A 26,435-nucleotide genomic window follows, 5' to 3' on the forward strand; every position below is an offset into this window, starting at 1 on the left:
AATACCCTATAGAGTAGACTTTTTTAAAGTGTCTATTCTATAGGGTACATTTTATACTGGAAGAGGGCTTTTAGCGATCTTTATAATGATTATTAAATGATTCTTAAGCGTCTTTCTCGTTAGACAATCCCAACACTTCTAATAACTTAATGAATAGGCTTAACCCTATGCCTACAATCGTTGCAAGTGCCATTCCTTTGAGCACAACACTACCGATGCTAAGTGAGGCACCACTTAGACCGATCACAAGCACTAACGTAGCTAGTATCATATTAGAGGCTTTTGAGAAATCAACTTTCTGTTCTACGAATATTCTAAGTCCTGATGCAGCAATTACACCGAACAAGAGTAACGATACACCACCCATAACGCCTACGGGGATGTTAGATATAATAGATGAGAATGTACCAGAGAAGGATAGTAGAATTGCAATGATTGCAGCCCCACCAATAACGAATACAGAATACACCTTGGTAAGAGCCATAACACCTATGTTCTCACCGTAAGTGGTATTAGGTGTTGATCCAACAAATCCAGAGAAAATAGTGGATATTCCATTACCTAATAACGAGCGATGTAGTCCAGGATCTTTATTAAGGTCTTTACCAACGATACTACTCGTAACAAGCAAATGACCAATGTGCTCAACAATAACAACGAGAGAGACTGGAATGATTGTCAGAATAACAGACCAGTTCCAACTTGGTGTTGTAATATGAGGAGCTGAAAAGAAGCTTGCTTCAGCAATTGCTGCTGTATTTACTTCCCCCATGAAGTAGGCTAACGTATATCCGGTTACAATACCGATGAGAATATGTATGATTTTGGGGAACCCACGAAACATGAGTGCACCTATAACCGTCACGCCCAGAGTTGTCATGGATATAATAATAGTAGCAGCATCTGGTGTCCATGCTGTATCACCTGCAGGAGCTATGAGACCAGACATGCCTGCTGCAACTGGAACTAGTTCAAGTCCAATAGTTGCAACAATAGCTCCCATAACAGCTGGAGGGAACACAATATCAATCCAACCCGTACCTGCTATTTTAACAATTAGAGCAACGATACAGAAGATGACCCCAGTTACGATAAAAGCACCCAGTGCAAGAGAATATCCGTTATCCGGAAACTTAGCAAGGACGATTAGCACTGGCGATATAAATGCAAAGCTTGAACCAAGATAAGCAGGAATCCTACCTTTACAGATTAGAATGTAGAACAATGTACCAATACCATTCATAAGTAAAATCATGCCTGGATCTACTCCGAATAGATTTGGTACCAGAACGGTACTACCGAACATAGCGAAAAGATGTTGTAGACTAAGTAGAAAACCTGGTCCAAATGGTAATTTCTCATTTACTTGAATTTCACGTTGCAAAGAACTTCACTCCTATATTTTTTAATTTGGCGAATTACAAATGATCTTATATAGATTAAATAGATTTTGTTAATATTACAATACTATTTTCTCGAAAAACCATGAATTTAGTCATTAATGATGTCGAGAATGAGTAATGAGTGTAATATAATACCATTAATTAGGTGGAGTGTTGACGTATTGCGTCGTAAGCGTCATAATTAATAAAAAATCACACGGAGGGAACCTGCAAAGTTAATTGGACGTGCGGGTTTCATTTTATATAGAAGGGAATCGGGAGACGGAATTGACTAGAATGGGCATAGATAGATTACTTGAAAAGGCCGAAACCTACATAAAAGAAAATGATCTGAACCGTATTCGTGAAGCGTATGATTTTGCGGACCAGGCTCATTACGGTCAGTTGCGTAAATCGGGCGAGCCGTATATTCTGCATCCGTTAGCGGTTGCAGAAATTGTTGTGAGTATGCAAATGGATACGTTATCCATTATTGCAGCACTTCTTCATGATGTCGTTGAAGATACAACGGTATCTTTAGCGGAAATACGTACTCATTTCGGTGAGACTTGTGCCATGCTTGTAGATGGACTAACGAAGTTGGAACGCATTAAATTTGGTTCGAAAGAAGAACAACAGAATGAGAATTACCGTAAGATGTTTATTGCGATGGCACAAGATATTCGTGTTATTGTCATTAAATTAGCAGATCGTCTTCACAATATGAGAACATTGAAATTTCAATCCGAAGAGAGTCAGCGTCGCATTTCGTATGAAACATTAGAAATTTTTTGTCCAATTGCAGACAGGCTTGGTATCTCCGCTATAAAAGGAGAAATGGAGGACCTTTCTTTAAGGTACTTAAATCCTCAACAGTATTACCGAATCGCTAATCTAATCCATAAGAAACGTGCGGAACGCGAACAATTTATTGAGAATGTTATCGCTAAGATTAAGGATAAGTTAGAAGAGATGGGAATTGAAGGAGACCTTTCTGGTCGACCTAAGCATATATACAGTGTTTTCAATAAAATGACTACAAAAAACAAACAGTTTAATGAGATCTATGATTTATTAGCCATCCGTATTATTGTGGACAATATTAAAGACTGCTATGCCACACTAGGTATCATTCACACGTTATGGAAGCCTATGCCTGGAAGATTTAAGGACTATATCGCAATGCCCAAAGCAAATATGTATCAATCGTTGCATACCACTGTCGTTGGACCGAATGGTGAACCAACGGAAGTGCAGATTCGAACGTTAGAAATGCATCGGACAGCTGAATTTGGTATTGCTGCACACTGGGCATACAAAGAAGGTGTAGCTTCGGCTGGAAACTTCGATAATAAAATTACATTTTTTCGTGAAATCCTTGAACTTCAACATGAAGCGAAAGATGCTTCAGAATTTGTTGAGTCGCTTAAGATGGACTTCTTCTCGGATCTAGTGTTTGTATTTACTCCTAAAGGGGAAGTCGTGGAGCTACCTTCAGGTTCAGTTCCGTTAGACTATGCATACAGAATCCATACTGAAGTAGGTAATCGTACCATCGGTTCGAAGGTTAATGGTAGAATTGTACCCTTGGATCATAAATTAAAGACCGGCGATATTGTTGAGATCATGACGTCCAAACATTCTTATGGTCCTAGTCAGGATTGGCTCAAGATTGCACAGTCATCTCATGCCCGTAGTAAGATCAAACAGTGGTTCAAGAAGGAAAGACGAGAAGAGAATGTTATTAAAGGAAGAGAATCAGTTGAACGTGAGTTGAAGCGTCTTGGACTTGATCCTTCCGATTGGATGACAGATGATAAATTAATGGAAGTAGCAAAGAAATTTGCTTTTCATGACTTGGAAGATATGCTATCTGCGATAGGATATAGCGGTATTACAGCATCACAAATATGCTCTCGATTAACTGAGAAACTTCGTAAGGAACAGGAAGAAGCGAGTCTAATAGAATTGACTTCGGAAATCAAGGAGATTAAAGCCCCTACTGTTGAAAAGAGGAACCGTCCTACCAATGGTGTCAGTGTCAAAGGAATCGACAATCTATTGGTTCGTTTCGCACGGTGTTGTAACCCTGTCCCAGGGGATGAAATTGTAGGTTATGTTACACGTGGTAGAGGTGTCTCCGTGCACCGTACAGATTGTGCCAATATACCTACAGAGGTAGACGGAGAAGAAGCAGATCGAGTGATTGAAGTGGACTGGGAATTTCAAGCTGAAGCTAATTATAGTGTAGATATTGAGATTACAGGCCATGATCGCAATGGGCTCTTAAATGAAGTTCTACAAGCTGTTTCAGAGACAAAGACCAATATCTCTGCAGTGACAGGACGTTCAGATAAGAATAAAATGGCTCAGATGCATATGACGATTCTTATACGTAATACAGATCACCTTCATTCTGTTGTAGAACGAATCAAAAGAGTGAAGGATGTCTATACCGTCAATCGGATTATTCAATAATCGTTATTTGAACAACAAAAGGAGTAACGAAATATAAATGAAGCTAGTTATACAGCGTTGCAAAGAAGCAACGGTTACAGTTGATGGTGTGATTGTAGGACAGATAAGCCAAGGATTGATGGTGCTTGTTGGTGTTACCCATGGGGATACTCAGAAGGATGCTCAATATTTGGCGGATAAAGTAGCGGGTTTACGCATTTTTGAAGATGAATCCGGAAAAATGAACCATAGCGTCGAAGATATAGGTGGTGCCATATTGTCGGTATCTCAGTTCACTCTATATGGGGATACTCGTAAAGGGAAACGACCTAATTTTATGGCTGCAGCGAAGTCGGATGTGGCTGAGGGGTTATATGAATTATTTAATCAAGCTCTAATAGCAAAAGGGCTTCATGTGGAGACTGGAAGATTTGGTGAAATGATGGATGTCTCCCTAACGAATTGGGGTCCGGTCACATTAATCATCGACAGCAACACACACGCATAAAAATGAACTTCTTAGGAAAAGATGAGAGTAGTAGTTATGGATCATTTTTTTTAAAAAGGAGTTCAATAGCATGCGACACTCACCGAAACAATCGTCTTGCCAAGGACAAACACTGCTAACAGTGAATCATATTGCGGATATTATTCATCAAGATCGATCGATGAATACAGCATCATTTCCTTTATGGACGAGTTGTCCCAAAGGACTGTGGAGGAATCAAATTCCTAGACATTAATCATTACTGAAATGGACAACTTATAATGAGTTGTCTATTTTTGTCTGCTTTATTACTAATTATAGATAATACATTTTTAAAAAAATGTTATGAATGTCTACCTATTGGGTAATAACAAAAGAGATATACATTCATGAAATGCAAATTAATGTGTTATATAAAAGGAGGACTTCCAATGTCAAAACAAATTCAAGCCTATTTTCAAACGGAAAGTGAAGCGGAAGGTGCCAAATCATCACTTCTAGGATATAAAACGCAAAATCTTGAAGTAAGTAAGCTAGAAACTGCCATTGGCCGTGATACGAATTTACTATCACCATTAGTAGCTGTCAATTCTTCAGATAATGTGACTGCATTAGGCACTAGTGGAATGTCTTCAGCAGGAGGCATCGCTGGTACTAGTGGTGTACCAATCATCATGGAGAACGATGCGAGACCAAATGTCGACGATAATCGCGATGTAATAAATACCAACAACTCGGATCATTATGAAGGATTAAATTATGTGCTAGTTGCTAAGGTTGAAGATGAACATTATGAAGAAATCATTCAGAAACTACGCAATAACAATGCACATGTAGAAGCGCTTTCATAAATGTAATATAACTGTAATGTTGTATACATCTTCTCATAACATAGTGTGACTATAATAGACCTATGACCCCCTTTTTTAATATAATGTTGGACCTACAATATCGATTGTAGGTCTTTTTCTTTGCCGAAAAGACCTTAGCTATTGACTTTAGCGCGCTAGTTCATTACAATCTACAAATAGTTGAAAATTGATTCGATGATAGGATTAAGTAATCCGAGCCCCACAAGATCAGAGAAGAATCCCACGGCTGTAAGGATTCTCTTGATGACCGGATGAATGACTTCCTTGAGAACAGTCGGTGAAACAAGCGAAATACTCTATAGAGTATTCGTTCATTGGTATTAGCCGGACTGCGCTGAACGGGCGTTAATCGTATGAGCGAATAGTCATGAAATGATTTCTTAGATCATAGCATAGCATGGTTATTCGAAATGTGGGTGGTACCACGGGTGATTATACGAATGATAATCTCTCGTCCCTAGTTCTTTTTGAACAGGGCGGGGGATTTTTTTGATTCAAAAATATGGTTAATTATGTAATAGGAGGTAGTTGGAATGGGCTTTCAAAAACCGACAGGAACGCAAGATTTGTTACCCGGAGCGGTAGAAAAGTGGCAATATGTCGAACAGAAGGCAAGAGATCTATGTCGACGCTTTAATTATCGTGAAATTCGTACACCTCTTTTTGAACAAACGGATTTATTTGTACGTGGCGTTGGTGACACAACAGATATTGTGGAAAAGGAAATGTATACGTTCAATGATAAGGGCAATCGAAGTATGACATTACGTCCCGAGGGAACGGCAGGTGTGGTCAGAGCATATGTCGAGAATAAACTATTTGGCGAGCCTGATGTGTCCAAGTTATATTATATCGGGCCTATGTTCAGATATGAACGTCCGCAAGCAGGAAGATACCGGCAATTCCATCAGTTCGGCATCGAAGCTTTTGGCGCAACCGATCCGGCCATTGATGCAGAGGTGATCTCTTTAGGTTATCAATTCTGTAAGGAGTTAGGACTTCGAGGTGTGAAAGTCGAGATTAACTCTGTGGGAACATCCGAGACAAGAATCGCTTATAGAGAACTCTTGCTTGCATATCTCACACCGATGAAAGATCACTTGTGTAAAGACTGTCAATCGCGCATAGACCGTAATCCGATGCGTGTTCTGGATTGTAAGGTGGATCAAGAGAAATTCGCCGATGCACCATCGATATTGGAAAGCTTGGATGAAGAATGCAGCACACATTTTGAACAAGTGAAAGAACATTTAGACGTTATGAATGTGGATTACATCATTAATAATCGACTCGTTCGTGGATTGGATTATTATACACATACTGCTTTTGAGTTCAAGGCAGAGGGTATAGGCGCTATTGATACGATTGGTGGCGGTGGTCGTTATAATGGACTTGTGAGTGGTATTGGTGGTCCAGATCAACCAGGCATTGGTGTTGGTCTAGGTCTTGAACGGATTATCCTCATTCTAGAGAAACAAATGGTTGAACTAAATGAACAGAAGCCACTGGATGTATATTTCGTTGCACTGGGAGACAAAGCCGATAAAGAGATCACGAAACAGTTATTTAAACTACGTCAACTAGGTTTCTCAGCAGAACGAGATTACTTAGGTCGTAAAATGAAAGCACAAATGAAATCTTCCGATCGTTTCAATTCTCGTTATACCGCTATTCTTGGTGATGATGAGCTTGATCGTGGTGAGATTACATTAAAGTTCATGGAAACAGGGGAACAATTGATGGTCAAATTGGACGAGCTTCACTTAAATATCGTTTAATCAGCCGAAAAGGCTAACTATACACAAAAGGGGAATGGATAAACATGAGTAGAACACATCATTGTGGGAAAATAACGACAGAACATATTGGAGAAACGGTTACTTTAAATGGTTGGGTGCAGACCCGTCGTGATCTTGGTGGTGTCTTATTTATTGATTTCCGTGATCGTAGTGGAGTGGTACAAATTGTATGTAGTCCAGCATTCTCAGGTGATGCACTAGCTATCGCTGATAAAGTACGTAGTGAATATGTATTATCCGTAACAGGTAAAGTCGTGCTACGCGATGCAGAAACTGTGAACGAGAATCTACCTACAGGATTACTTGAAATTCAGATCACTGATATTGAAGTGTTAAATGCTTCGAAGACACCTCCTTTCTTTATTGAAGATGGTGTTGAAGTAGATGAGTCGCTTCGTTTGAAATATCGCTATCTAGATCTACGTAGACCAGAGATGCAAAAAACGTTGATGCTACGTTCAAAAGCTACAAAAATATTCCGTGACTTTTTGGATGAAGAAGGATTCATTGATGTTGAAACGCCAATCTTGACCAAGAGTTCACCAGAAGGTGCGCGAGATTACTTGGTACCAAGTCGTGTGCATGCTGGAGAATTCTTTGCCCTTCCGCAATCCCCACAAATTTATAAACAATTACTTATGGTGAGTGGACTGGAACGCTACTATCAAATCGCTCGTTGTTTCCGTGATGAGGATCTACGTTCTGATCGTCAACCTGAATTTACACAAGTGGATATTGAGACATCCTTCATTGATCGGGATACGCTTTTAAATATGATGGAGAAACTGATGGTTCGACTCTTCCAAGAAACGGTTGGTGTTCAATTGCCTACACCGTTCCAACGGATTAGTCATGCAGAAGCAATGAGTAAGTATGGTTCTGATAAACCAGATTTGCGTTTCGGCTTAGAACTTGTTGAATTAAATGATATAGTTGCAACCAGTGGAGTAAAAGTATTCGCTTCTGTCGTTGAAAAAGGTGGAGAAGTGAAATGTCTTAACGCAAAAGGTTGCGGAACTTGGAGCCGTAAGGATATTGATGAATTAGGCGTATATGCTGGACGATATGGTGCGAAGGGATTAGCTTGGGTTCAGGTCAAAGAAGGCGAGTTCAAAGGACCTATCGTTAAATTCTTCACGGAGCAAGAGATTGAAGCTATTAAGGAACGTACTGGAGCAGAAGAAGGTGACTTATTATTGTTCTCTGCGGACAATAGTAAAGTTGTTGCCGACGTTCTAGGTGCATTGCGATTAAAGATTGGTCGTCAACTCGGATTAATTAATGACAAAGAGTTCAAATTCGTATGGGTATTAGACTTCCCGTTACTTAGTTATGATGAGGATCAGAAACGTTATATTGCAGAGCATCACCCGTTCACTCGTCCGAAGGATGAAGATGTGGAACTGTTCGATACCGATCCTTTGAAAATGCGTGCGGAAGCTTACGATATTGTATTGAATGGCTACGAAGTAGGTGGCGGTTCGATGCGGATATTCAAACGTGAAATTCAAGAGAAGATGTTCAATGCCCTTGGTTTATCACCTGAGGAAGCATATGATAAATTTGGTTATCTTCTGGATGCCTTTGAATATGGAACGCCTCCACATGGTGGAATCGCCTTTGGTTTAGATCGTTTGATTATGTTGTTAGCAGGTCGTACTAACCTTCGTGAGACGATTGCATTTCCAAAGACAGCGAGCGCTACAGACCTGTTAATGGATGCTCCATCTGAAGTAGAACAAGTACAACTGGAACAACTCCATATTAAATTGTCGAAAAAACCTGTTGAAGACAAGAAATAATAAAGGGGGATTTCTACACCATGTTACATCAATTCTCACGTACAGAACTTGCGATTGGTACTGAAGGTCTTGAGATCATGAAGAATAGTACGGTAGCGGTTCTTGGCATTGGTGGGGTAGGGGGTATTGCTGTTGAGGCCCTTGCCCGTACAGGTGTTGGAAGAATCATACTGATTGATAAAGATGTCGTAGATATCACGAATATAAATCGTCAAATCCATGCTTTAACGACGACTGTCGGGCAGAGGAAGGCAGATTTAATGGTTGAACGTGTAAAGTTGATTAACCCAGAATGTGAAGCAATCGCACTGCATATGTTTTATACAGATGAAACGTATGAGCAGTTGTTCCAGTATGATTTAGATTATGTATTAGATGCATCAGACACTGTTGCATACAAGATTCATATTATAAAAGAGTGTCTAAAGAGAAAGATTCCGATGATATCGAGTATGGGTGCTGCCAATAAAATGGATCCAACACGATTCCAAGTTGCTGATATTTCAAAAACCACGGTCGATCCGTTGGCGCGAGTGATCAGAACTAGACTTCGTAAGGATGGTATAAAAAAAGGGGTGAAGGTTGTGTTCTCGACAGAGACACCAATTAAGCCACGTGAAGATATCACTCAGAAGATTGTGTCGGATGACGCTCCCAATATCAGAAAAGCAAAACAGCCACCAGCAAGTAATGCCTTCGTACCTCCAGTCGTAGGTTTAATTATGTCTAGTGTCGCTGTTCGTGAATTGCTTGCAAATCAAGGGATAATAACCTGATTGTAAATGTCTCACATCATAATAAGTATGGCATGGCTACCGCAAGTTGGTGTCCATGCCATTTTTCACTTCATAAAATAAAGGATATGCTTACGAAGCAAGTTTTGTTGCAACGTAACACAGGAAGCTATGCTTCACAAAACTTTTAGGAGGTAACTGAAATGGAAAAGGGTTTTCAAAGTGCCTATCAAGAGGAAGAGAATAGGTTACTAGAGGCCGCCTCGGAGATTGATCGTCAACTGAAACGATTACAAGAGATGGATGTCTACAATGGCCATGATTTCACGGAGCAAATTCTCGAAGATGCTAGGGAAGAGAAGCGCGTAGGATTGGCGAAGAGTGTGAATGAGCCTTATTTCGGACGGTTAGATTTCCAAGCAATACAGGATCAAGATCGTAAACCTTTATATATTGGCAAAATAGGCGTGGACCGAGAGATTGTAGCGGAACAACCACTCGTTATTGATTGGAGAGCACCTATAGCAAGCCTATTCTACTCCTTCACAGGTGGTCAAGAAGCAACAGCTTATGAAGCCCCAGAAGGTATAATTGAAGGGCTCGTGTTTCTCAAAAGAAATATTGTCATCCGCAAACAATTACTAGAACGGGTTGCGGATACGTACAATCGAGAAAGTGAACAACCTGTTGTATCCGATGAATTCCTAGTTTATCGTTTAGGGGAGAACAAAGATAATCGTCTGCGTGATATCGTATCAACAATTCAAGCGGAACAAGATCAAATTATTCGTGCAGCGAAGAATACGGCACTGATCATTCAAGGCGTAGCGGGTAGCGGGAAGACGACAGTTGCTTTACACAGATTAGCTTTTTTACTGTATCAGTATAAGGAGCAAGTAACCGCAGAAAAAATGATTATTTTTGCTCAAAACCATATGTTCTTAGATTATATTTCTGATGTATTACCTGAACTAGGTGTTGGAGATATTCAGCAGAGTACATTTACAGATTGGGCGCTTACCATACTTGAATTAACGCTGCCTATTGCGGATGTAACGCAGACGTTAGATTATTGGTTCGAATATTCAGAGGGTATGCGAGAGCTTAATGATGAAGTGTCAGGTCGATTTAAAGGTTCTATCCTTCTTATGCAATTAATAGCTAGCTTCATCGAAACATTGGAGATGGCTTCCGTCCCTGACGGAGACTTTATCCCCTGGGAAGGTGCTATATGTTCGCACGAACAGATCCTCTATTGGTATAATGAAGAATATAAGCCATACCCTCTTGCCAAAAGAAAAGAACGCGTTATGGCGAGAATCCATCGTTGGATGGAGATGGAATTGAAGAAGTCGAATAGTGAAAAGATATTAAATGAACGCAGGAGGAAAGGATCACAACGGGAGAAGAGTTACGCAAGCAAGTGGCCTAAATATGATCCATTGATCTTATATAAACAATTATTTGGTGCCTTAAAAGTGACAACGGATTCTCTAGAAAAGTTACAGAAGGATATACCGCTAAATGTTCTAACATCAACACAGCAAGATCTGAAGAAGGATATGATCCGCGAGGAAGATTTGGCACCACTCCTCTATATTCACTATCTTCTTCATGATATCACTAGTGAACAACGATTTGATCATATCGTCATTGATGAGGCGCAAGATTTCTCGCCGCTACAAGTGGCATTGCTGGATTTCTTCGTAAAAGGACATTCCTTTACTATCTTAGGAGATCTCTCGCAGGGTATACATGCTTATCGTGGTATCCATTGTTGGGAAGAAATGAGCTCGTTATTTCCAATGGAACATACAGCATACTTCGCTTTAACTCGAAGTTATCGTTCTACGATGGAGATTATTGAATTTGCGAATGGTATTCTTAGGGAAGGGGTACAAAGTGACCTATTAGCGTTTCCAGTATTTCGTAGTGGAGATCCTGTTCGATTGATTCCATATGGAAGAAGTGAGGAGACAAGGCTCAATAATGTGCAAGAAGCATTACAAAGGCTGTCTTCCAAATCGTACCGAACGATAGCTATTCTGACGAGAACGCTCTATGAAGCGAAACGATTACAAGAACAACTAAGGATCGATGGAGCGCATATTCATCTGATTGATGGAAGCAAACAAATGTATGAAGGTGGGCTATCGATACTTCCAGTATATCTCTCGAAAGGTCTAGAATTCGATGCGGTTATCGTTGTGGACGCAGATGTGGATCACTACGGTCCAGGAGTCTGGGATGCGAAGCTAATGTACGTTGGTTGCACGCGTGCACTTCATGAACTATGGATTCTACAAGGGGAAGTTATACCCGATTACTTAGTGAATGTAGATAAGAATATTGCAATTCAAGGTTGGCCTGAATAGAACAAGGATACCAATGTAATCGATAAAGGAAGTGAACATAATATGGATTTATTCTCGTTTCAGCAGGAATCCAACACGGATTCAAGACTTCTGGCCGATAGGATGCGACCAGTGAATCTGGATGAGTATATTGGACAAGAACATATTGTTGGTCCTGGGAAGTTACTGCGTAGAGCAATTGAAGCAGATCAAGTCTCATCCATTCTTCTATATGGTCCTCCAGGATCCGGTAAGACAACGTTAGCCCATATTATCTCGCATCATACGAAGGCTACATTTGTGAGATTAAATGCTGTGGAGGCTTCAGTTAAGGATGTACGTGAAGTGATAGAACAAGCACAAACGAGTAAAAGCTTGTATGGAACCAAGACGATTCTATTCTTAGACGAAGTACATCGATTCAATAGTTCCCGTCAAGATGCGTTGTTACCTGCCGTCGAAAAAGGAACCATTGTGTTTATTGGTGCTACAACGGAGAATCCCTTTCATTATGTTAATGGCGCACTCATGAGTCGATCTACCTTATTTCAATTACATTCATTGACGAAGGAACATTCTTTAATTGCAATGAAAAGAGCACTTGCTGATAAGGATAAGGGAATTGGCTTCATGAAGCTTAATGTGGACGATGATGCATTGGAGCATATTGCGACGATGGCGAACGGCGACATACGCCGTGCTCTTAATGCACTTGAACTGGCAGTGTTGACTACAACACCAGAAGATGATGGTACGGTACATGTAACGATTGAAGTGGCGGAAGAATCGATTCGTCGACCGATCGTGAAGGCAGATGAATCGACACAATATGATGTAATCTCCGCCTTTCATAAAAGTATTCGAGGTTCCAGCGATGCAGCTGTCTTCTGGCTTCTATATGGTGTGGAAAAGCTTGGCATGGATCCAATGGTATTCATACGTAGATTACTAGCTGCTTGTAGTGAAGACATTGGACTTGCCAATCCACAAGCGATGGTACAGGCTGTAAGTGCATTGGATGCTTACCGTAATAATGGCTGGCAAGAAGGCAAGTTGAACATCACACAAGCTATATTATTTGCTGTTGAGAGCCCTAAATCCAATGCGGTTATTATGGCGATATCGCGTGCAATGAGTGCTATGGAAGATATAAGATCAGCAGAAGTGCCGTTACACTTAAGAGATACACATTATCAAGGTGCTGCGAAATTAGGCCATGGTGGATATAAATACCCTCACGATTACCCTGGTCATTATGTGAAACAAGAGTATTTGCCGAAGGAGATCTCACGTAGAGTATTCTATCAGGCAACGGAACAGGGAAATGAATCGAAGATCAAGCAAAACCAAGAACGGCGTCGATTATAGTCGCAGTCATATGTTTGTTGATTAATTAACGTAAAGTACCCTACTTGCTATTGATAGCAAGTAGGGTACTTTACGTTTATATATCATTTACGATTATCTGCGCTTCACTGGAGGGATAATGTAAGGGACTTTCTCCACGATGTCTATTGTTCCACCACCAAGGCAAACTTCACCTTCGTAGAATACAACAGCTTGTCCTGGCGTAATCGCTTTTTGTTGTTTATTAAAATTAACATGTACATCTCCACTAGGAAGCCGTTGGATGGTGACCTCTTGGTCTGGCTGACGATAGCGGAACTTCGCTGTACATGTCATGGCTTCAGAAGGAAACAGATCTTCACCTGCAATCCAATTGACGCCCGTTGCTATGAGACCAGTGGAGTACAAGCTAGGATGATTATCTCCTTGTACAACATAAAGGATATTGTGTTCTAGGTTCTTATCAGCTACAAACCAAGGTTCGCCTGAACCAGAGCCTCCAATGCCAAGCCCCTGACGTTGACCTAAAGTGTAATACATTAAGCCGTCATGCTGTCCCTTCACATCTCCAGTTGCTATATCCACCATGGTTCCTGTTTGCGCGGGCAGATACTGGCTAAGGAACTCTTTGAAGTTGCGTTCACCTATGAAACATACCCCTGTACTATCTTTTTTCTTCGCGGTAGATAGACCAGCTTCTTCTGCAATACGCCGTACTTCAGGTTTAGGTAAGTGTCCTATTGGAAACATAGCTTTGCTGAATTGGGTCTGATTCAACGCATTTAGGAAATAGGATTGATCTTTGTTGCTATCTAATCCACGTAATAATCGGTATGTGCCATGATCATTCACTACTCTTGCATAGTGTCCTGTGGCTACATAATCTGCACCAAGATTGAGTGCCTTATTTAGGAATTCGCCGAATTTAATCTCGCGATTACACATAACATCTGGGTTCGGCGTTCTGCCAGATTTATACTCATCTAGGAAATAGGAGAATACTTTATCGAAGTACTCCTTTTCAAAATTAACTGTATAGTACGGAATATCAATCTGTTCACACACGCGGCGTACGTCCTCCGCATCATCTTCTGCAGTACAATTGCCAAGATCGTCCGTATCGTCCCAGTTCTTCATAAAGATACCGATGACGTCGTACCCTTGTTGTTTGAGAAGTAATGCAGTGACGGATGAATCCACACCACCAGACATGCCAACAACTACACGTATATTACTATTTTCTTTTGACAATTCATTCACCATCTTTTTACTAAAATTGTGTCCATAACTGTAGTCTAACATATTCAGGAGGATGGTACACATGATAAAGTGTCCACTCCACGCGGTCATTTGGGTGATTTGTAATAGTTTCTTTTCCCTAATTGAATGGAGTATGGTAGGATAAACAGAGGCTAATGATCGGAATAGATAGGTATTGATTGAATGGATACCATTCATACCTTATCGTTCCAGGATTAACTTCAAATAAATAATAAATAATCATACAATAATTTATGAATAATAGAAAGAGGTGTTATCCATGAAGATATCAACAAAAGGGCGTTATGGATTAACGATCATGATGGAACTTGCAATTAAATTTGGGGAAGGTCCCACTTCATTAAAAAGTATTGCCGAGAAGAATCAACTATCCGAGCACTATCTTGAACAATTGATTGCACCACTGCGAAATGCGGGATTAGTTAAGAGTGTTCGTGGTGCTTATGGTGGATATATATTATTTAATGAACCTTCAAGTATCACTGCGGGTGATGTGATTCGTGTTCTTGAAGGCCCGATTTCACCGGTAGATTTTACGGAAGAGGATGATCCAGCTAAGAGAGATCTATGGCTTAGAATTAGAGATGGAATTGCTCAAGCGTTAGATTCAACGACGTTGGCAGATTTGATCTCTTTTGAGGAAAAGGCAACACCAGATAATTATATGTTCTATATTTAATAGGTGGTGGTGACAGGATGAACTCCATATATTTAGATCATGCGGCATCGACTCCTATTCATCCAGAGGTTGTACAGACTATGATCACAACGATGACTGAGCATTATGGGAATGCATCTAGTGTGCATTCCTTTGGTAGAGATGCCAGGCGAACGCTTAATCAAGCGAGAGATCGTATAAGCCAACTCTTACGTTGCTACCCAGATGAACTGGTATTTACAAGCGGTGGTACAGAAAGTGATAATTTAGCATTGTTTGGGGCATCTTCTATAGTAGGACGTAAAGGTAGACATATCATTACCTCATCCATTGAACATCATGCGATATTGCATTCATGCACGCAATTGGAGCGTCAGGGCTTTACAGTTACATATGTACCTGTTGATTCAACGGGGAGAGTTAACGTGCAAGATGTAATAGATGCAATGACAGATGAGACCGTTCTGATCAGTATTATGTATGGTAACAATGAAGTAGGAACACTACAACCGATTGAGGAGATAGGAGCAATTGCTCGGACTCGGGGTATTCTTTTTCATGTAGATGCTGTACAGGCGTTAGGAGTTATTCCAATCTCTTGTGCGGAGTTGCCTGTAGATCTCATGAGTTTCTCTGCGCACAAACTTAATGGACCACAAGGTGTTGGTGTACTCTATGTTCGACGAGGTATACCATTGAACCCACAGTTGTATGGTGGGCTTCAAGAGAAGAAACGTCGTGCCGGAACAGAGAATATTGCAGGCGTTGTAGGGTTTGCCAAAGCGATTGAGCTAGTTACTGAGGAATTCAATGAAAGAACGAAGTTCTATGTATTATTGAGAAGTACGTTTCTTCTTGCTTTAGAGCAAACGATCGGTAAAGATTCATTTGTAGTAAATGGCCATTCCACGACATCTATGCCACACATCCTGAATATAAGCTTTCCTGAGGTAGATACAGAGACTTTACTGATGGGACTAGATATGGAGAATATTGCGGTAGCTAGTGGTTCTGCTTGTACATCAGGCTCTTTAGAATTATCGCATGTACTTATCGCTATGGGTCTTAATGAGTCAATCATGCGTTCAGCGATTCGGTTTAGTTTTGGCTTGGGTAATACGACTCAAGAAATGGAGCATACGGCTCATATTATTGGAACTATTCTACATCGTATTCGTAATAGAACGTAAGCAGCTTGTCTTAGTCATTCGCTAGATGGAGTTGCGAATAGGAGGTTCTCACCTTGAAACTTCATGAAATGATAGGTCTCCCGGTATTCGATATAGAGGCGGGGAAGAAGATTGGAAAAGTTCATGACTTCATCATTGGTAATGGTTGGAGAATCCTTGGGCTTGAACTTGAGCGTAAAGCATTGTTCTCTAATTCACAATTGACCATTGATTGGGATCATATTATTGCATATGGTGAGGATGCAATCATGATTCGTAATCAACAAGTTATACGTAAGATCAAAGTTCAGAACATCCCTTACACGTATGCTTTGGGAAAGAACAAACTGCATGATGTACCTGTACTAACGGAAGATGGACTCCTACTTGGGCGCATCTCCGATGTTTACTTTGACCAACAAATGGGCAATACAATAATAGGTCTAGAAATAAGTGACGGTTTTGTCACGGATATCATTGAAGGCCGAAAGTGGCTACCTTGCACTTCCAATATGATCATTGGAGAACATTCTGTCATTGTTCCGGCAATGAGTGAGGAGTGTCTGGATAACGCTATTCAATCTGTAAACGGATAGGTGATTAATGAAATGAAATGTCCAAATTGCAATTCGAAAGATATAGGAAAGATTGGATCACACCAGTTCTATTGCTGGGGCTGTTTTATCGAGCTGACGGTGAACGGAGAAAAGATGTCCGTCTATCAAGTTGAAGAAGATGGAACATTAAGTTCGTTAGACGATCTTTTTTTTGGTGAAGAGATCGTATCGGATTTACCACATATTCATGCTTCTTCTTAAACGTTGGATGAGGAAAATGTTTACAACACCTTTAATTCATTGCTCTTAGAGAGCCTTGGAATAGAGGTGTTTTTTCATAGGAATCTTTAATGCATGATGGTTACACATACAACATAATGAAAATGTAATTCTTCAAGTAGATTAATATTCGTAGACTCAACATATACTAAGTGAAAAGCTAGTCCATCCCGGAAGGTGGAGAATGAATTGGAATCGATGTCTCATAACAAATGGTTTAGATTGATGATTTGGATATTGCTGGGGTTGATTATTGTGTACTTCGTGTGGCTCCTTCGTCCATTATTTATTCATGCATATCAGTTTCTCAAAATCATTCTTGCACCCTTTGTGGTTGCAATGATCATTTCATATGTTCTAAATCCTGTGGTGTGCATGTTACAGAATCGTAAAGTTCCCCGATTAATTGCTGTTCTATTAATTTATGCAGTATTCATTTCAAGCCTTGTCGTTATTTTAATGAATATAATCCCTATGTTTATCGACCAATTGGATGAGCTGAATGAGCATTTGCCGGAGATGACGATGAATGCACAATATTTTGTGACCAATTTAGATTCTAATCTTTTACCATCAGGGGTTAGGAATGGCGTGATGGATTGGTTCTTTCAATGGGAAGATCGACTTGCGCACGGCATATCCGATTTCATGAATAATATTGGCAATACGATTAATGTGGTACTTAATATATTTATCGTTCCATTTCTGATATTTTATATTTTGAAGGATTTTGATGTGTTTGAGAAAGTGGTCGTATCCTATCTACCTAGATCTGGTAGAAAGACTATTGTTGTAGCCTTGAAAGAAATTGATGGTGCTCTAGGGAGCTATGTGCGTGGTCAATTCATGGTGTGCCTCATTATTGGTGTTCTAGCTTACATAGGATACATGATTATAGGTATGCCCTATGCGCTATTACTCGCGAGTGTCGTTGCGGTCTTTAATGTGATACCGTATCTTGGTCCTTTTTTAGGTGCTGCTCCCGCTGTTATCATGGCATCGACTGTTTCATTCAGAATGGTTCTGTTCGTTATCGTTGTGAACACAGTGTGCCAAATGATGGAGAGCAACGTTATTTCACCTCAAATTGTTGGAAGAAAGCTACATTTACATCCAGTGCTTATTATATTTGCACTGTTAGTGGGTGGAGAGTTAGCTGGCATTATAGGTCTGATTCTAGCGGTACCTCTTTTAGCCACTCTTAAAGTGATTGTTCAACATCTCTTCACATATTATATCAAGCGAAAGACAGTATGAAGATGGATTGACAGAAGCTTGGTAGCTATATATACTTGACTGATAATCTGCAATAAATTGGACAAAACGACGATGAAATGAAGTACGATGGAGTACCTTGCCCAGAGAACAGACTCCTTTATGATATGGATTCATAAAGGCTGAGAGAGTCTGAATGCGTGCCTAGCGGAAAGCTAATTTCGGAGTGTGAGACAAATTCACCGGGTGGAGCCCGTTAGAAGCCGTAATTAAGGCGATCGTTAATATGGACAACCAGTCGTTGGACTGCATTGTACATAGACGATAACCAGGGTGGTACCGCGAGATAATCGTCCCTGACTATTCAGGGGCTTTTTTGTGTTTAAAAGCATGTATAATTCGAATAATGATAATGGAGGCGTTAGATATGAAAGCAAGTGAGATACGTTCTAAATGGCTAGAATTCTTTGCAGAAAAGGGACATAAGATCGAACCCAGCGCACCGTTAGTGCCTCATAATGATCCATCGCTATTATGGATTAATGCAGGTATGGCACCACTGAAATCATACTTTGATGGACGCGAGAAGCCAGATAATCCACGAATCGCCAATTCACAGAAATGTATTCGTACGAATGATATTGAGAATGTAGGTAAGACGCGCAGACATCACACTTTTTTTGAAATGTTAGGGAACTTCTCTATTGGTGATTATTTCAAAGAAGAAGTCATCACATGGGCTTGGGAATTTCTAACGGATAAGAAATGGATCGGATTTGATCCTGATCGGTTATCCGTGACGGTATATCCAGAAGATGAAGAGGCTTATAAGCTATGGCATGAGAAGATTGGGCTTACGGAGAAGCAGATCGTGAAGCTAGAAGATAACTTCTGGGACATTGGTGAAGGTCCTTGTGGTCCTTGTACTGAAATCTTCTATGATCGAGGAGAAGCTTATGGAAATGACATGTCAGATCCGGAGATGTATCCAGGTGGAGAGAACGAACGATACTTAGAAGTATGGAATCTCGTATTCTCACAATTCAATCATAATAAAGATGGCAGCTATACCCCACTACCTAATAAGAATATAGATACAGGTGCTGGATTAGAGCGTTTTGCATCGATTCTTCAAAATGTTGATTCTAACTTTGATACGGATTTGTTCCAGCCGATTATTCAACAGACCGCAGCACTAGCCAATGTGAAATATAATGATCATGTAGATCAGGATGTGGCGCTAAAAGTAATTGCTGACCATGTAAGAACCGTTTCATTTGCAGTGGCTGATGGCGTATTGCCTTCCAATGAAGGTCGAGGGTATGTTATTCGTCGTCTCCTGCGCCGGGCAGTTCGTTATGGAAAAGTATTAGGTCTAGATAAACCGTTTCTATATCAATTGACAGATGTCATTGGCGATGTCATGGGAGGATATTATCCTGAAGTCGTTGAGAAAAAGGAGTTTATTACGAAGGTCATTCTTACGGAGGAAGAGCGATTCCACGAGACATTATCGGATGGTCTATCCATTCTTGAAGGACTCACAAAGCAAGCGTTAGAAGATGGACTGAGTGTCATTAGTGGTGCGGATGCATTCAAACTATATGATACCTATGGATTCCCATTCGATCTAACGGAAGATTATGCGAATGAGCATGGGTTGCGTGTGGATCGGGACGGATTCGATGTATCGATGCAGGAACAGCGTACACGGGCACGTGCTGCAAGACATGATGGTGGAAGTATGCAGGTTCAGGGAGGTATTCTTGGAGATCTTACTTTTAAAAGTGAATTTGTTGGATATCATGATTTTCAGACAGAGTCCCAGATCATGGCGATTATCGTCAATGATGCTTTGGTGGATACGGTCTCAGCAGGCGAGTCTTGTCAGCTTATACTCGATACAACACCATTCTATGCGGAGAGTGGAGGCCAGATAAGTGACCAAGGAATCTTGCGTGGTGCACATAGTACGGCCAAGGTAATAGGTATGTTTAAGGCTCCGTTAGGTCAACCTATTCATCGTGTGCTTGTTGAAGAAGGTGAACTTAAGGTAGGGGATGTCATCAAAGCAGAGGTGGATCGTGAACAACGTTCTGATATCATCAAGAATCATACAGCAACTCATTTGCTGCATAAAGCCCTAAAAGAAGTCTTAGGAACACATGTGAATCAAGCAGGGTCTTTAGTTGATGTGCAACGTTTGCGCTTTGACTTTTCTCATTTTGGTAGTATTACGCAAGAAGAACTAATGGATATTGAACGACGCGTTAATGAGCAAATATGGAATGCACTTGATGTTCATACAGAGTTCAAATCTATTGATGAAGCAAAAGCTTCAGGTGCAATGGCTTTATTCGGTGAGAAATATGGCGATATTGTAAGAGTGGTACAAGTTGGAGATTACAGCCTTGAACTATGCGGTGGATGTCATGTGAAGAATACATCACAAATAGGTGTGTTCAAGCTAGTAAGTGAGAGTGGTATTGGGTCGGGTATACGAAGAATTGAAGCTGTAACCGGACGTTTGGCCTATCTGTATATGGAGGGACAATTAGATATCCTCAAGCAATCCGCAGAACTGCTTAAATCTAATGTTCATGATGTACCTAAACGTATCGATGCTATACATGTTCAACTGAAAGATTTAGGACGTGAGAATGAATCTCTCCAAGGTAAACTAAGTCTGGTAGAAGCGGGTAAACTCAGTGAGCAGGTTGTTACTGTGAACGGAATTGATCTTCTCGTTACACGTGTGAATGCAAATCATATGGATGGTCTAAGATCTATAGCTGATGAATTAAAAGGCAAGCTTCCAAATGCGGTTATCGTATTGGGTGCAATCATGGAGGAGAAAGTGAACTTTGTTGTTGCTGTACCTCAACCTCTAGTGAAGTCTGGTCTGCATGCAGGTAAATTGGTGAAAGAAATTGCTTCTGTATGTGGTGGAGGCGGCGGGGGGCGTCCGGATATGGCGCAAGCCGGAGGTAAAGATGTCGAGAAGCTAGATGATGCATTAAGACTTGCTAATGAACTGGTGACTCAAAGTGTACAAAATTAAAATGATGTGATAGTCATAGCCCCATTAATAATGGGAATATTCGCTTATTTTTTCCTATGGATTTCCTTACATCGTAGTGAATATGTTATGATAGTGAAAGATACAATGATTCAATAGGTTGTTCGCTCAAATATGCCTAGACATGTTTCTTAAGAAGCGAGGTGTGTGAATGGATTCGATGGATATGACAGTCAAATTCAATGTGAATGGTGATGAGTTAGAAGCTTCTTCAAAAGATATAATTCTAACGGTATACGACGCACTGGTAGAGAAAGAGTATAATCCAATCAATCAGATGGTAGGGTATCTTTTATCCGGAGACCCAGCGTATATACCACGTCACAACAATGCAAGAAGCATGGTGAGAAAAAAAGAACGTGATGAGTTGATTGAAGAGTTGGTTCGGTTTTATTTAGCCAATCACCGTTAGGAGAGCTTAATGAGAATCATGGGGTTGGATTATGGGGATCGCAGAATTGGAGTAGCAGTTAGCGATGTGTTTGGTTGGACTGGTCAGGGGCTTGAGGTTATTGAGCGGCTTCGTGAAGGTGTTGAATTTGAGCGAATTGCTGTTCTAATCCGTGAGAATGAGATAACGGAGATTGTTGTTGGTTTACCTAAGAATATGGATGGAACGGTAGGTTTCAGAGGAGATATTTGTATAGCTTTCGCTGAACAATTGAAAGAACTTACACAACTACCAGTTCATTTATGGGATGAAAGGTTAACTACAGTGTCTGCAGAACGGACGTTAATTGAAGCCAATATGAGTAGGAAGAAGCGTAAACAAGTCGTTGACAAGTTGGCAGCTAGTTTAATTTTGCAAAACTATTTAGATTCTAAGAGTATAAGGTGAGGGTGATATCAATGGCTAATGATAATATTGAAATGATAGACGAACCAGAAATTATTTATATTCCTGATGATGAGGGCAATGAAGAAGAGTTTGAAGTCATCATGAAATTTGAAGTGGATGATTCTGATGCTAAGTATATGATGGTTGTACCCATGAATTCTGAGGACGAAGATACGGATGAAGTTTATGCATTCCGTTATGAAGAAGACGAAGATGGGGACGATATCAAGTTATATATGATCGACAATGACGAGGAATGGGCAATCGTTGAAGAAACATTTAATACGCTTGTTGCTGAACTCGACGGAGGGGAATAATACGATGAGTGAAATCTCTAGTCATCAAGCCAATTGGAGTAATCGATTGAAGGAAGCGTTTGGACCAACAGTCGAGTTGGAGGATCAAGACGGTACGACATCCGTATATGATCTGACAGCTGAGTTTGTAGTGGGTGATCAAAGCTACGCCGTTCTATTAAGCGTTGATGAGGATTGTGATGAATATGAGATTCTCAAAATCATCACTTCACCAGAAGGAGAATTAGAGCTTATTACTATTGATGACGATGAGGAATGGGAGAACATTGCCGAGTTATATGACGAGATGACGTTCCCTCATGAAATTGATATTTAGAACCTCTAACGAGTGCTTACGGATAACACATTCCAATATGAAATGCTGAGAGGGCGGATTAGTCCGCTCTTTTTGGCTGTGAAGGGACTGGTTCATCTTTGAAAACTAGAATGAAAGTAGTCGGTATAATGGTTGCACTACTAATTTTAGTCGTAGGTGTAGCGGCATTATATGTAAAGAACAGCCTCGAACCGGTTCAAGAAACCGATAATCCTGTGGCCTTTACCATAGAGCGTGGGATGGGAACGATTCGAATTGCCGAATTGCTTCAAGAAAAGAAATTAATCAAGAATGATCTCCTATTTATGGCTTATTTAAAGTGGAAAGCGCAAGGAAGTCGATTCCAAGCAGGTAATTATAGCATTGCACCTGGTGCGACAAATGATGAACTCATAGCAATGTTTAACAATGGTGATGTAGTCAAAGAAGAGATGGTTAAGTTCACCATACCTGAGGGTTACACCGTTGAACAAATAGCCAAAAAGCTAGATAAAGATGGCGTAGGAGATGCAGAAGTGTTATTAGAACTGGCTAACCACTCATCTAATGCTGATCCAGTCTTTCTAGATTCGATAGCAACCCAACCAGAGATTAAACATGTGTTAGAGGGATATCTGTTTCCTGAAACTTATGAGCTGAAGAAAGGGATTACCGAGGCTGATATTATCAAGGCGATGACAGCGCAGTTACAGCAGAAGCTGGCTACGTTAGAGAATTGGGAACAAAAGATGAAGGATAAAGGCCTTACATTACATGAATTATTAACGATTGCATCATTGGTTGAACGTGAAGTTGTAGTAGATTCAGAACGTGCACTCGTGGCAGGAATCATCTATAATCGATTAGATGCAGGGCAGAAGCTGGAGATTGATGCGACGGTTCAATATGCGCTAGATCAACCGAAGGAGCGCCTCTTCTATAAAGATTTGGAGATTGATAGTCCATATAATACGTATTTAGTTAAAGGGCTACCACCAGGACCCATATGTAATCCAAGTCTTGCATCTATTGAAGCAGCTCTAGAACCGCAAACGTCTGAGTATTTCTTTTATGTAACGAAAAAGGACGGATCAAAGGAACACTTATTTGCAAAAACATATAAAGAACATTTGAAGAATATAGAGAAAAGTAAGACACAATAAAAGAGGTGCACAAATGGTTAAAAAGCCAGAGTTATTGGTTACTGCTGCTTCTATGCAAGAGATCAATCCGTTGATTGATGCGGGGGCTAATGCTGTATTGATCGGAAATGATAAATTCGGAATGAGACTAGCAGGAAGTTTCTCCTTAGATGAAATTGAAGAAACGGTAAAGCAGGCACATGCACAGCAAGTTAAAGTGTATGTAAGTCTTCATAATATAATAACAAATGATATTATTGATTCTTTATCTGAATATGTGAAAGGTCTAGGTCATGCAGGCGTAGATGCTGTTGAATTCAATGATCCCGCTGTGTTATTTGCTATCCAGGAGCATGCCCCGCATGTGAAACTTCATTGGAATGCTGAGATGACGACAACCAATTATGCAACAGCGAATTATTGGGGACGTAAAGGTGCTTCTCGAGCCGTATTCGCTAGAGAGTTAAATATGGATGAAATTACAGGAATGAACGGTCATCTTGATATAGAAGCACAGATTCAGGTTCATGGAATGACAAATATTTATCATTCCAAACGAAAGTTAGTAGGAAGTTATATGGAACACCAAGGCAGACCGATTGAAGGGGGAAGTCTTGGTAAAGAACGTGGATTGTTTCTTAAAGAGGCCGATCGCGCAGGTGAAAAGTACCCTATATATGAAGATATTAACGGCACGCATATCATGAGTTCTAATGACATTTGTATTCTAGAGGACTTACATTTGCTGATCGGAGCAGGTGTGAATAGTTTCAAGATTGAGGGGATTCTCAAACCTTTAAGCTACAATGAGACGGTTGTTAGGACGTATAGACAACTAATTGATGATTATATGACAGACCCACACAGCTATACGTATCAAGAAGAATATATAGAGAACATACGGAAGATTCAAGATCCTGAACGAGAGCTTACGTTTGGATTCTTTTATAAAGAACAGGTATATTAATGATGGTTATAAATGAGGTGGCAAACAATATGGAAATGGAACCTAAGTACAAAGGGAAACGAAGCCGCTTGGAGAAGCCAGAACTCTTGGCACCAGCAGGTAATTTAGAAAAGTTGAAGTTTGCAGTTCATTACGGTGCAGATGCGGTCTATATCGGTGGGCAGAAGTATGGATTAAGATCGAATGCAGATAACTTCACATTTGAGGAAATGCGTGAGGGCGTTGAATTTGCTCGACAATATGGGGCAAAGGTATTTGTGGCTACCAATATATATGCACATAATGAAGATTTGGAAGGCATAGAGCATTATTTATTACAGCTTCATGGAGCGGGTATTGCAGCAATTATCACTGCAGATCCTGCTATTATTGAAATTGCACAGCGTGTGGTACCTGAAATAGAGGTGCACTTAAGCACGCAACAATCGACTGTGAATTGGCAATCAGTCAAATATTGGAAGGAAGAAGGACTGCCTCGCGTCGTGCTAGGTCGTGAAGTTAGTCTGAAAGAGATTGCTGAAATTAAGCAGCATGTTGATATTGAGATTGAAGCATTTGTTCACGGAGCTATGTGCTCATCATATTCTGGACGTTGCGTGCTATCGAATCATTTCACGGATCGGGACTCCAATCGTGGAGGATGTTGTCAGTCCTGTCGTTGGGCATATGACTTGTTCGAAGATAACCACGAGAATGACGCGTGGATATCTGAAGAGAATAGGGAAGATAGAGAAGCCGTGGAATCACAGGAACCAAGTATAGCGCACCTTCCTTTGTTCCAACCAGAAGATAATGCCTTTACGATGGGATCTAAAGATTTATGTATGTTAGAGAGTATACCTGAACTTATTGAAGTAGGCATAGATAGCTTCAAAATTGAAGGTCGGATGAAATCGTTACATTATGTCGCAACTGTAGTTAACGCTTATCGTCAAGCTATTGATTCATATATGGAAGATCCAGAACATTATGTATTGAAGCCTGAATGGGTAGAAGAGATCAATAAGGCAGCAAATCGACCACTAAACACTGGGTTCTTCTATGATACACCTGATCATGAAGATCATATTTATGAACCTGAAGAGAAGGCTACACCTTACGACTTTGCAGGTCTAGTGCTAGAATATGATGCGGAGACTAGAATGGTTGTGGTTCAACAACGTAATCATTTCAAGCCTGGTCAAGAAATAGAATTCTTCGGTCCAGGGGGTATCTTCTTTAAACAATTAGTGGATAAAATATGGGATGACAATGGGAATGAATTGGATGCTGCACGTCACCCATTACAACGTATCACGATGAAGGTAGATCAGCCTGTCCATTATTATGATATGATGCGAATTAAAAGATAATGACATGCAACTTATGTCCTAAATGAACTGACGATGCTAGTATCGTCAGTTT

At 40.4% G+C, this 26,435-nt stretch carries 24 protein-coding genes; 22 read left to right on the plus strand and 2 right to left on the minus strand.

Features of this window, described 5'->3' with window-relative positions; translation table 11 throughout:
- Positions 1-103 precede the first annotated feature (103 nt).
- A complete protein-coding gene (uraA, locus tag ACH8E3_RS01880; protein ID WP_458630907.1) occupies positions 104-1,384 on the minus strand; it encodes a uracil permease in 1,281 nt (426 codons plus the stop codon).
- Positions 1,385-1,679: 295 nt separating this feature from the next.
- Between uraA and ACH8E3_RS01885 the strand changes: the two genes are divergently transcribed.
- The 9 genes from ACH8E3_RS01885 (at position 1,680) to ACH8E3_RS01925 (ending at position 13,255) form a co-directional block, all read left to right on the plus strand.
- A complete protein-coding gene (locus ACH8E3_RS01885; RefSeq protein ID WP_458631176.1) occupies positions 1,680-3,860 on the plus strand; it encodes a RelA/SpoT family protein in 2,181 nt (726 codons plus the stop codon).
- Between the two features lie 37 nt (positions 3,861-3,897).
- Entirely contained in the window at positions 3,898-4,347 is a 450-nt protein-coding gene (gene dtd / locus ACH8E3_RS01890) for a D-aminoacyl-tRNA deacylase (RefSeq protein WP_458630908.1), read from the plus strand.
- Between the two features lie 70 nt (positions 4,348-4,417).
- On the plus strand, positions 4,418-4,582 hold the full coding sequence (locus ACH8E3_RS01895; RefSeq protein WP_458630909.1) for a hypothetical protein: 165 nt from the start codon (positions 4,418-4,420) through the stop codon (positions 4,580-4,582).
- A gap of 175 nt (positions 4,583-4,757) precedes the next feature.
- Positions 4,758-5,177 carry a hypothetical protein gene (locus ACH8E3_RS01900; protein ID WP_458630910.1) on the plus strand — a complete coding sequence of 140 codons (420 nt, stop codon included), beginning with the start codon at positions 4,758-4,760 and terminating at the stop codon, positions 5,175-5,177.
- A gap of 554 nt (positions 5,178-5,731) precedes the next feature.
- Positions 5,732-6,976 carry a histidine--tRNA ligase gene (gene hisS / locus ACH8E3_RS01905; RefSeq protein ID WP_458630911.1) on the plus strand — a complete coding sequence of 415 codons (1,245 nt, stop codon included), beginning with the start codon at positions 5,732-5,734 and terminating at the stop codon, positions 6,974-6,976.
- Between the two features lie 44 nt (positions 6,977-7,020).
- A complete protein-coding gene (gene aspS / locus ACH8E3_RS01910; protein ID WP_458630912.1) occupies positions 7,021-8,799 on the plus strand; it encodes an aspartate--tRNA ligase in 1,779 nt (592 codons plus the stop codon).
- A 20-nt stretch (positions 8,800-8,819) separates the two neighbouring features.
- Positions 8,820-9,575 (plus strand): tRNA threonylcarbamoyladenosine dehydratase, encoded by a 756-nt coding sequence (locus ACH8E3_RS01915; protein ID WP_458630913.1) that lies wholly within the window; start codon positions 8,820-8,822, stop codon positions 9,573-9,575.
- 161 nt (positions 9,576-9,736) lie between these two features.
- Positions 9,737-11,908: a HelD family protein gene (locus tag ACH8E3_RS01920; protein WP_458630914.1), complete on the plus strand. Its 2,172-nt coding sequence runs from the start codon at positions 9,737-9,739 to the stop codon at positions 11,906-11,908.
- Positions 11,909-11,950: 42 nt separating this feature from the next.
- Positions 11,951-13,255, plus strand: a complete 1,305-nt coding sequence (locus tag ACH8E3_RS01925; protein ID WP_458630915.1) for a replication-associated recombination protein A — start codon at positions 11,951-11,953, stop codon at positions 13,253-13,255.
- Positions 13,256-13,348: 93 nt separating this feature from the next.
- Here ACH8E3_RS01925 and mnmA read toward each other — a convergent pair whose 3' ends face one another.
- Positions 13,349-14,485 (minus strand): tRNA 2-thiouridine(34) synthase MnmA, encoded by a 1,137-nt coding sequence (gene mnmA, locus ACH8E3_RS01930; RefSeq protein WP_458630916.1) that lies wholly within the window; start codon positions 14,483-14,485, stop codon positions 13,349-13,351.
- Positions 14,486-14,774: 289 nt separating this feature from the next.
- On the opposite strand from mnmA, the gene cymR reads away from it, so the two are divergent.
- The 13 genes from cymR (at position 14,775) to ACH8E3_RS01995 (ending at position 26,383) form a co-directional block, all read left to right on the plus strand.
- Positions 14,775-15,194, plus strand: coding sequence for a cysteine metabolism transcriptional regulator CymR (gene cymR / locus ACH8E3_RS01935; protein WP_458630917.1), 420 nt, complete (start codon positions 14,775-14,777; stop codon positions 15,192-15,194).
- Positions 15,195-15,211: 17 nt separating this feature from the next.
- Complete coding sequence (locus ACH8E3_RS01940) at positions 15,212-16,363, plus strand: cysteine desulfurase family protein (protein WP_458630918.1); 1,152 nt, start codon at positions 15,212-15,214, stop codon at positions 16,361-16,363.
- A 53-nt stretch (positions 16,364-16,416) separates the two neighbouring features.
- Complete coding sequence (locus ACH8E3_RS01945; protein WP_458630919.1) at positions 16,417-16,938, plus strand: PRC-barrel domain-containing protein; 522 nt, start codon at positions 16,417-16,419, stop codon at positions 16,936-16,938.
- 12 nt (positions 16,939-16,950) lie between these two features.
- On the plus strand, positions 16,951-17,160 hold the full coding sequence (locus tag ACH8E3_RS01950; RefSeq protein WP_458630920.1) for a hypothetical protein: 210 nt from the start codon (positions 16,951-16,953) through the stop codon (positions 17,158-17,160).
- 216 nt (positions 17,161-17,376) lie between these two features.
- A complete protein-coding gene (locus tag ACH8E3_RS01955) occupies positions 17,377-18,435 on the plus strand; it encodes an AI-2E family transporter (protein ID WP_458631177.1) in 1,059 nt (352 codons plus the stop codon).
- A gap of 385 nt (positions 18,436-18,820) precedes the next feature.
- Positions 18,821-21,454 carry an alanine--tRNA ligase gene (gene alaS, locus ACH8E3_RS01960; protein WP_458630921.1) on the plus strand — a complete coding sequence of 878 codons (2,634 nt, stop codon included), beginning with the start codon at positions 18,821-18,823 and terminating at the stop codon, positions 21,452-21,454.
- A gap of 169 nt (positions 21,455-21,623) precedes the next feature.
- Complete coding sequence (locus tag ACH8E3_RS01965) at positions 21,624-21,884, plus strand: IreB family regulatory phosphoprotein (RefSeq protein WP_458630922.1); 261 nt, start codon at positions 21,624-21,626, stop codon at positions 21,882-21,884.
- Between the two features lie 9 nt (positions 21,885-21,893).
- Positions 21,894-22,310, plus strand: a complete 417-nt coding sequence (gene ruvX, locus ACH8E3_RS01970; protein ID WP_458630923.1) for a Holliday junction resolvase RuvX — start codon at positions 21,894-21,896, stop codon at positions 22,308-22,310.
- 11 nt (positions 22,311-22,321) lie between these two features.
- Positions 22,322-22,627 (plus strand): DUF1292 domain-containing protein, encoded by a 306-nt coding sequence (locus tag ACH8E3_RS01975; RefSeq protein ID WP_458630924.1) that lies wholly within the window; start codon positions 22,322-22,324, stop codon positions 22,625-22,627.
- Positions 22,628-22,631: 4 nt separating this feature from the next.
- Positions 22,632-22,943, plus strand: coding sequence for a DUF1292 domain-containing protein (locus ACH8E3_RS01980; protein WP_458630925.1), 312 nt, complete (start codon positions 22,632-22,634; stop codon positions 22,941-22,943).
- A 98-nt stretch (positions 22,944-23,041) separates the two neighbouring features.
- Positions 23,042-24,085, plus strand: a complete 1,044-nt coding sequence (mltG, locus tag ACH8E3_RS01985; RefSeq protein ID WP_458630926.1) for an endolytic transglycosylase MltG — start codon at positions 23,042-23,044, stop codon at positions 24,083-24,085.
- A 13-nt stretch (positions 24,086-24,098) separates the two neighbouring features.
- Complete coding sequence (locus ACH8E3_RS01990; protein ID WP_458630927.1) at positions 24,099-25,031, plus strand: peptidase U32 family protein; 933 nt, start codon at positions 24,099-24,101, stop codon at positions 25,029-25,031.
- 29 nt (positions 25,032-25,060) lie between these two features.
- The gene (locus ACH8E3_RS01995) at positions 25,061-26,383 is read left to right on the plus strand and encodes a peptidase U32 family protein (protein WP_458630928.1); all 1,323 of its coding nucleotides are present in this window, start codon (positions 25,061-25,063) and stop codon (positions 26,381-26,383) included.
- The last annotated feature ends 52 nt before the right edge of the window (positions 26,384-26,435 follow it).

The organism is Paenibacillus sp. CMAA1364, from assembly GCF_054373195.1.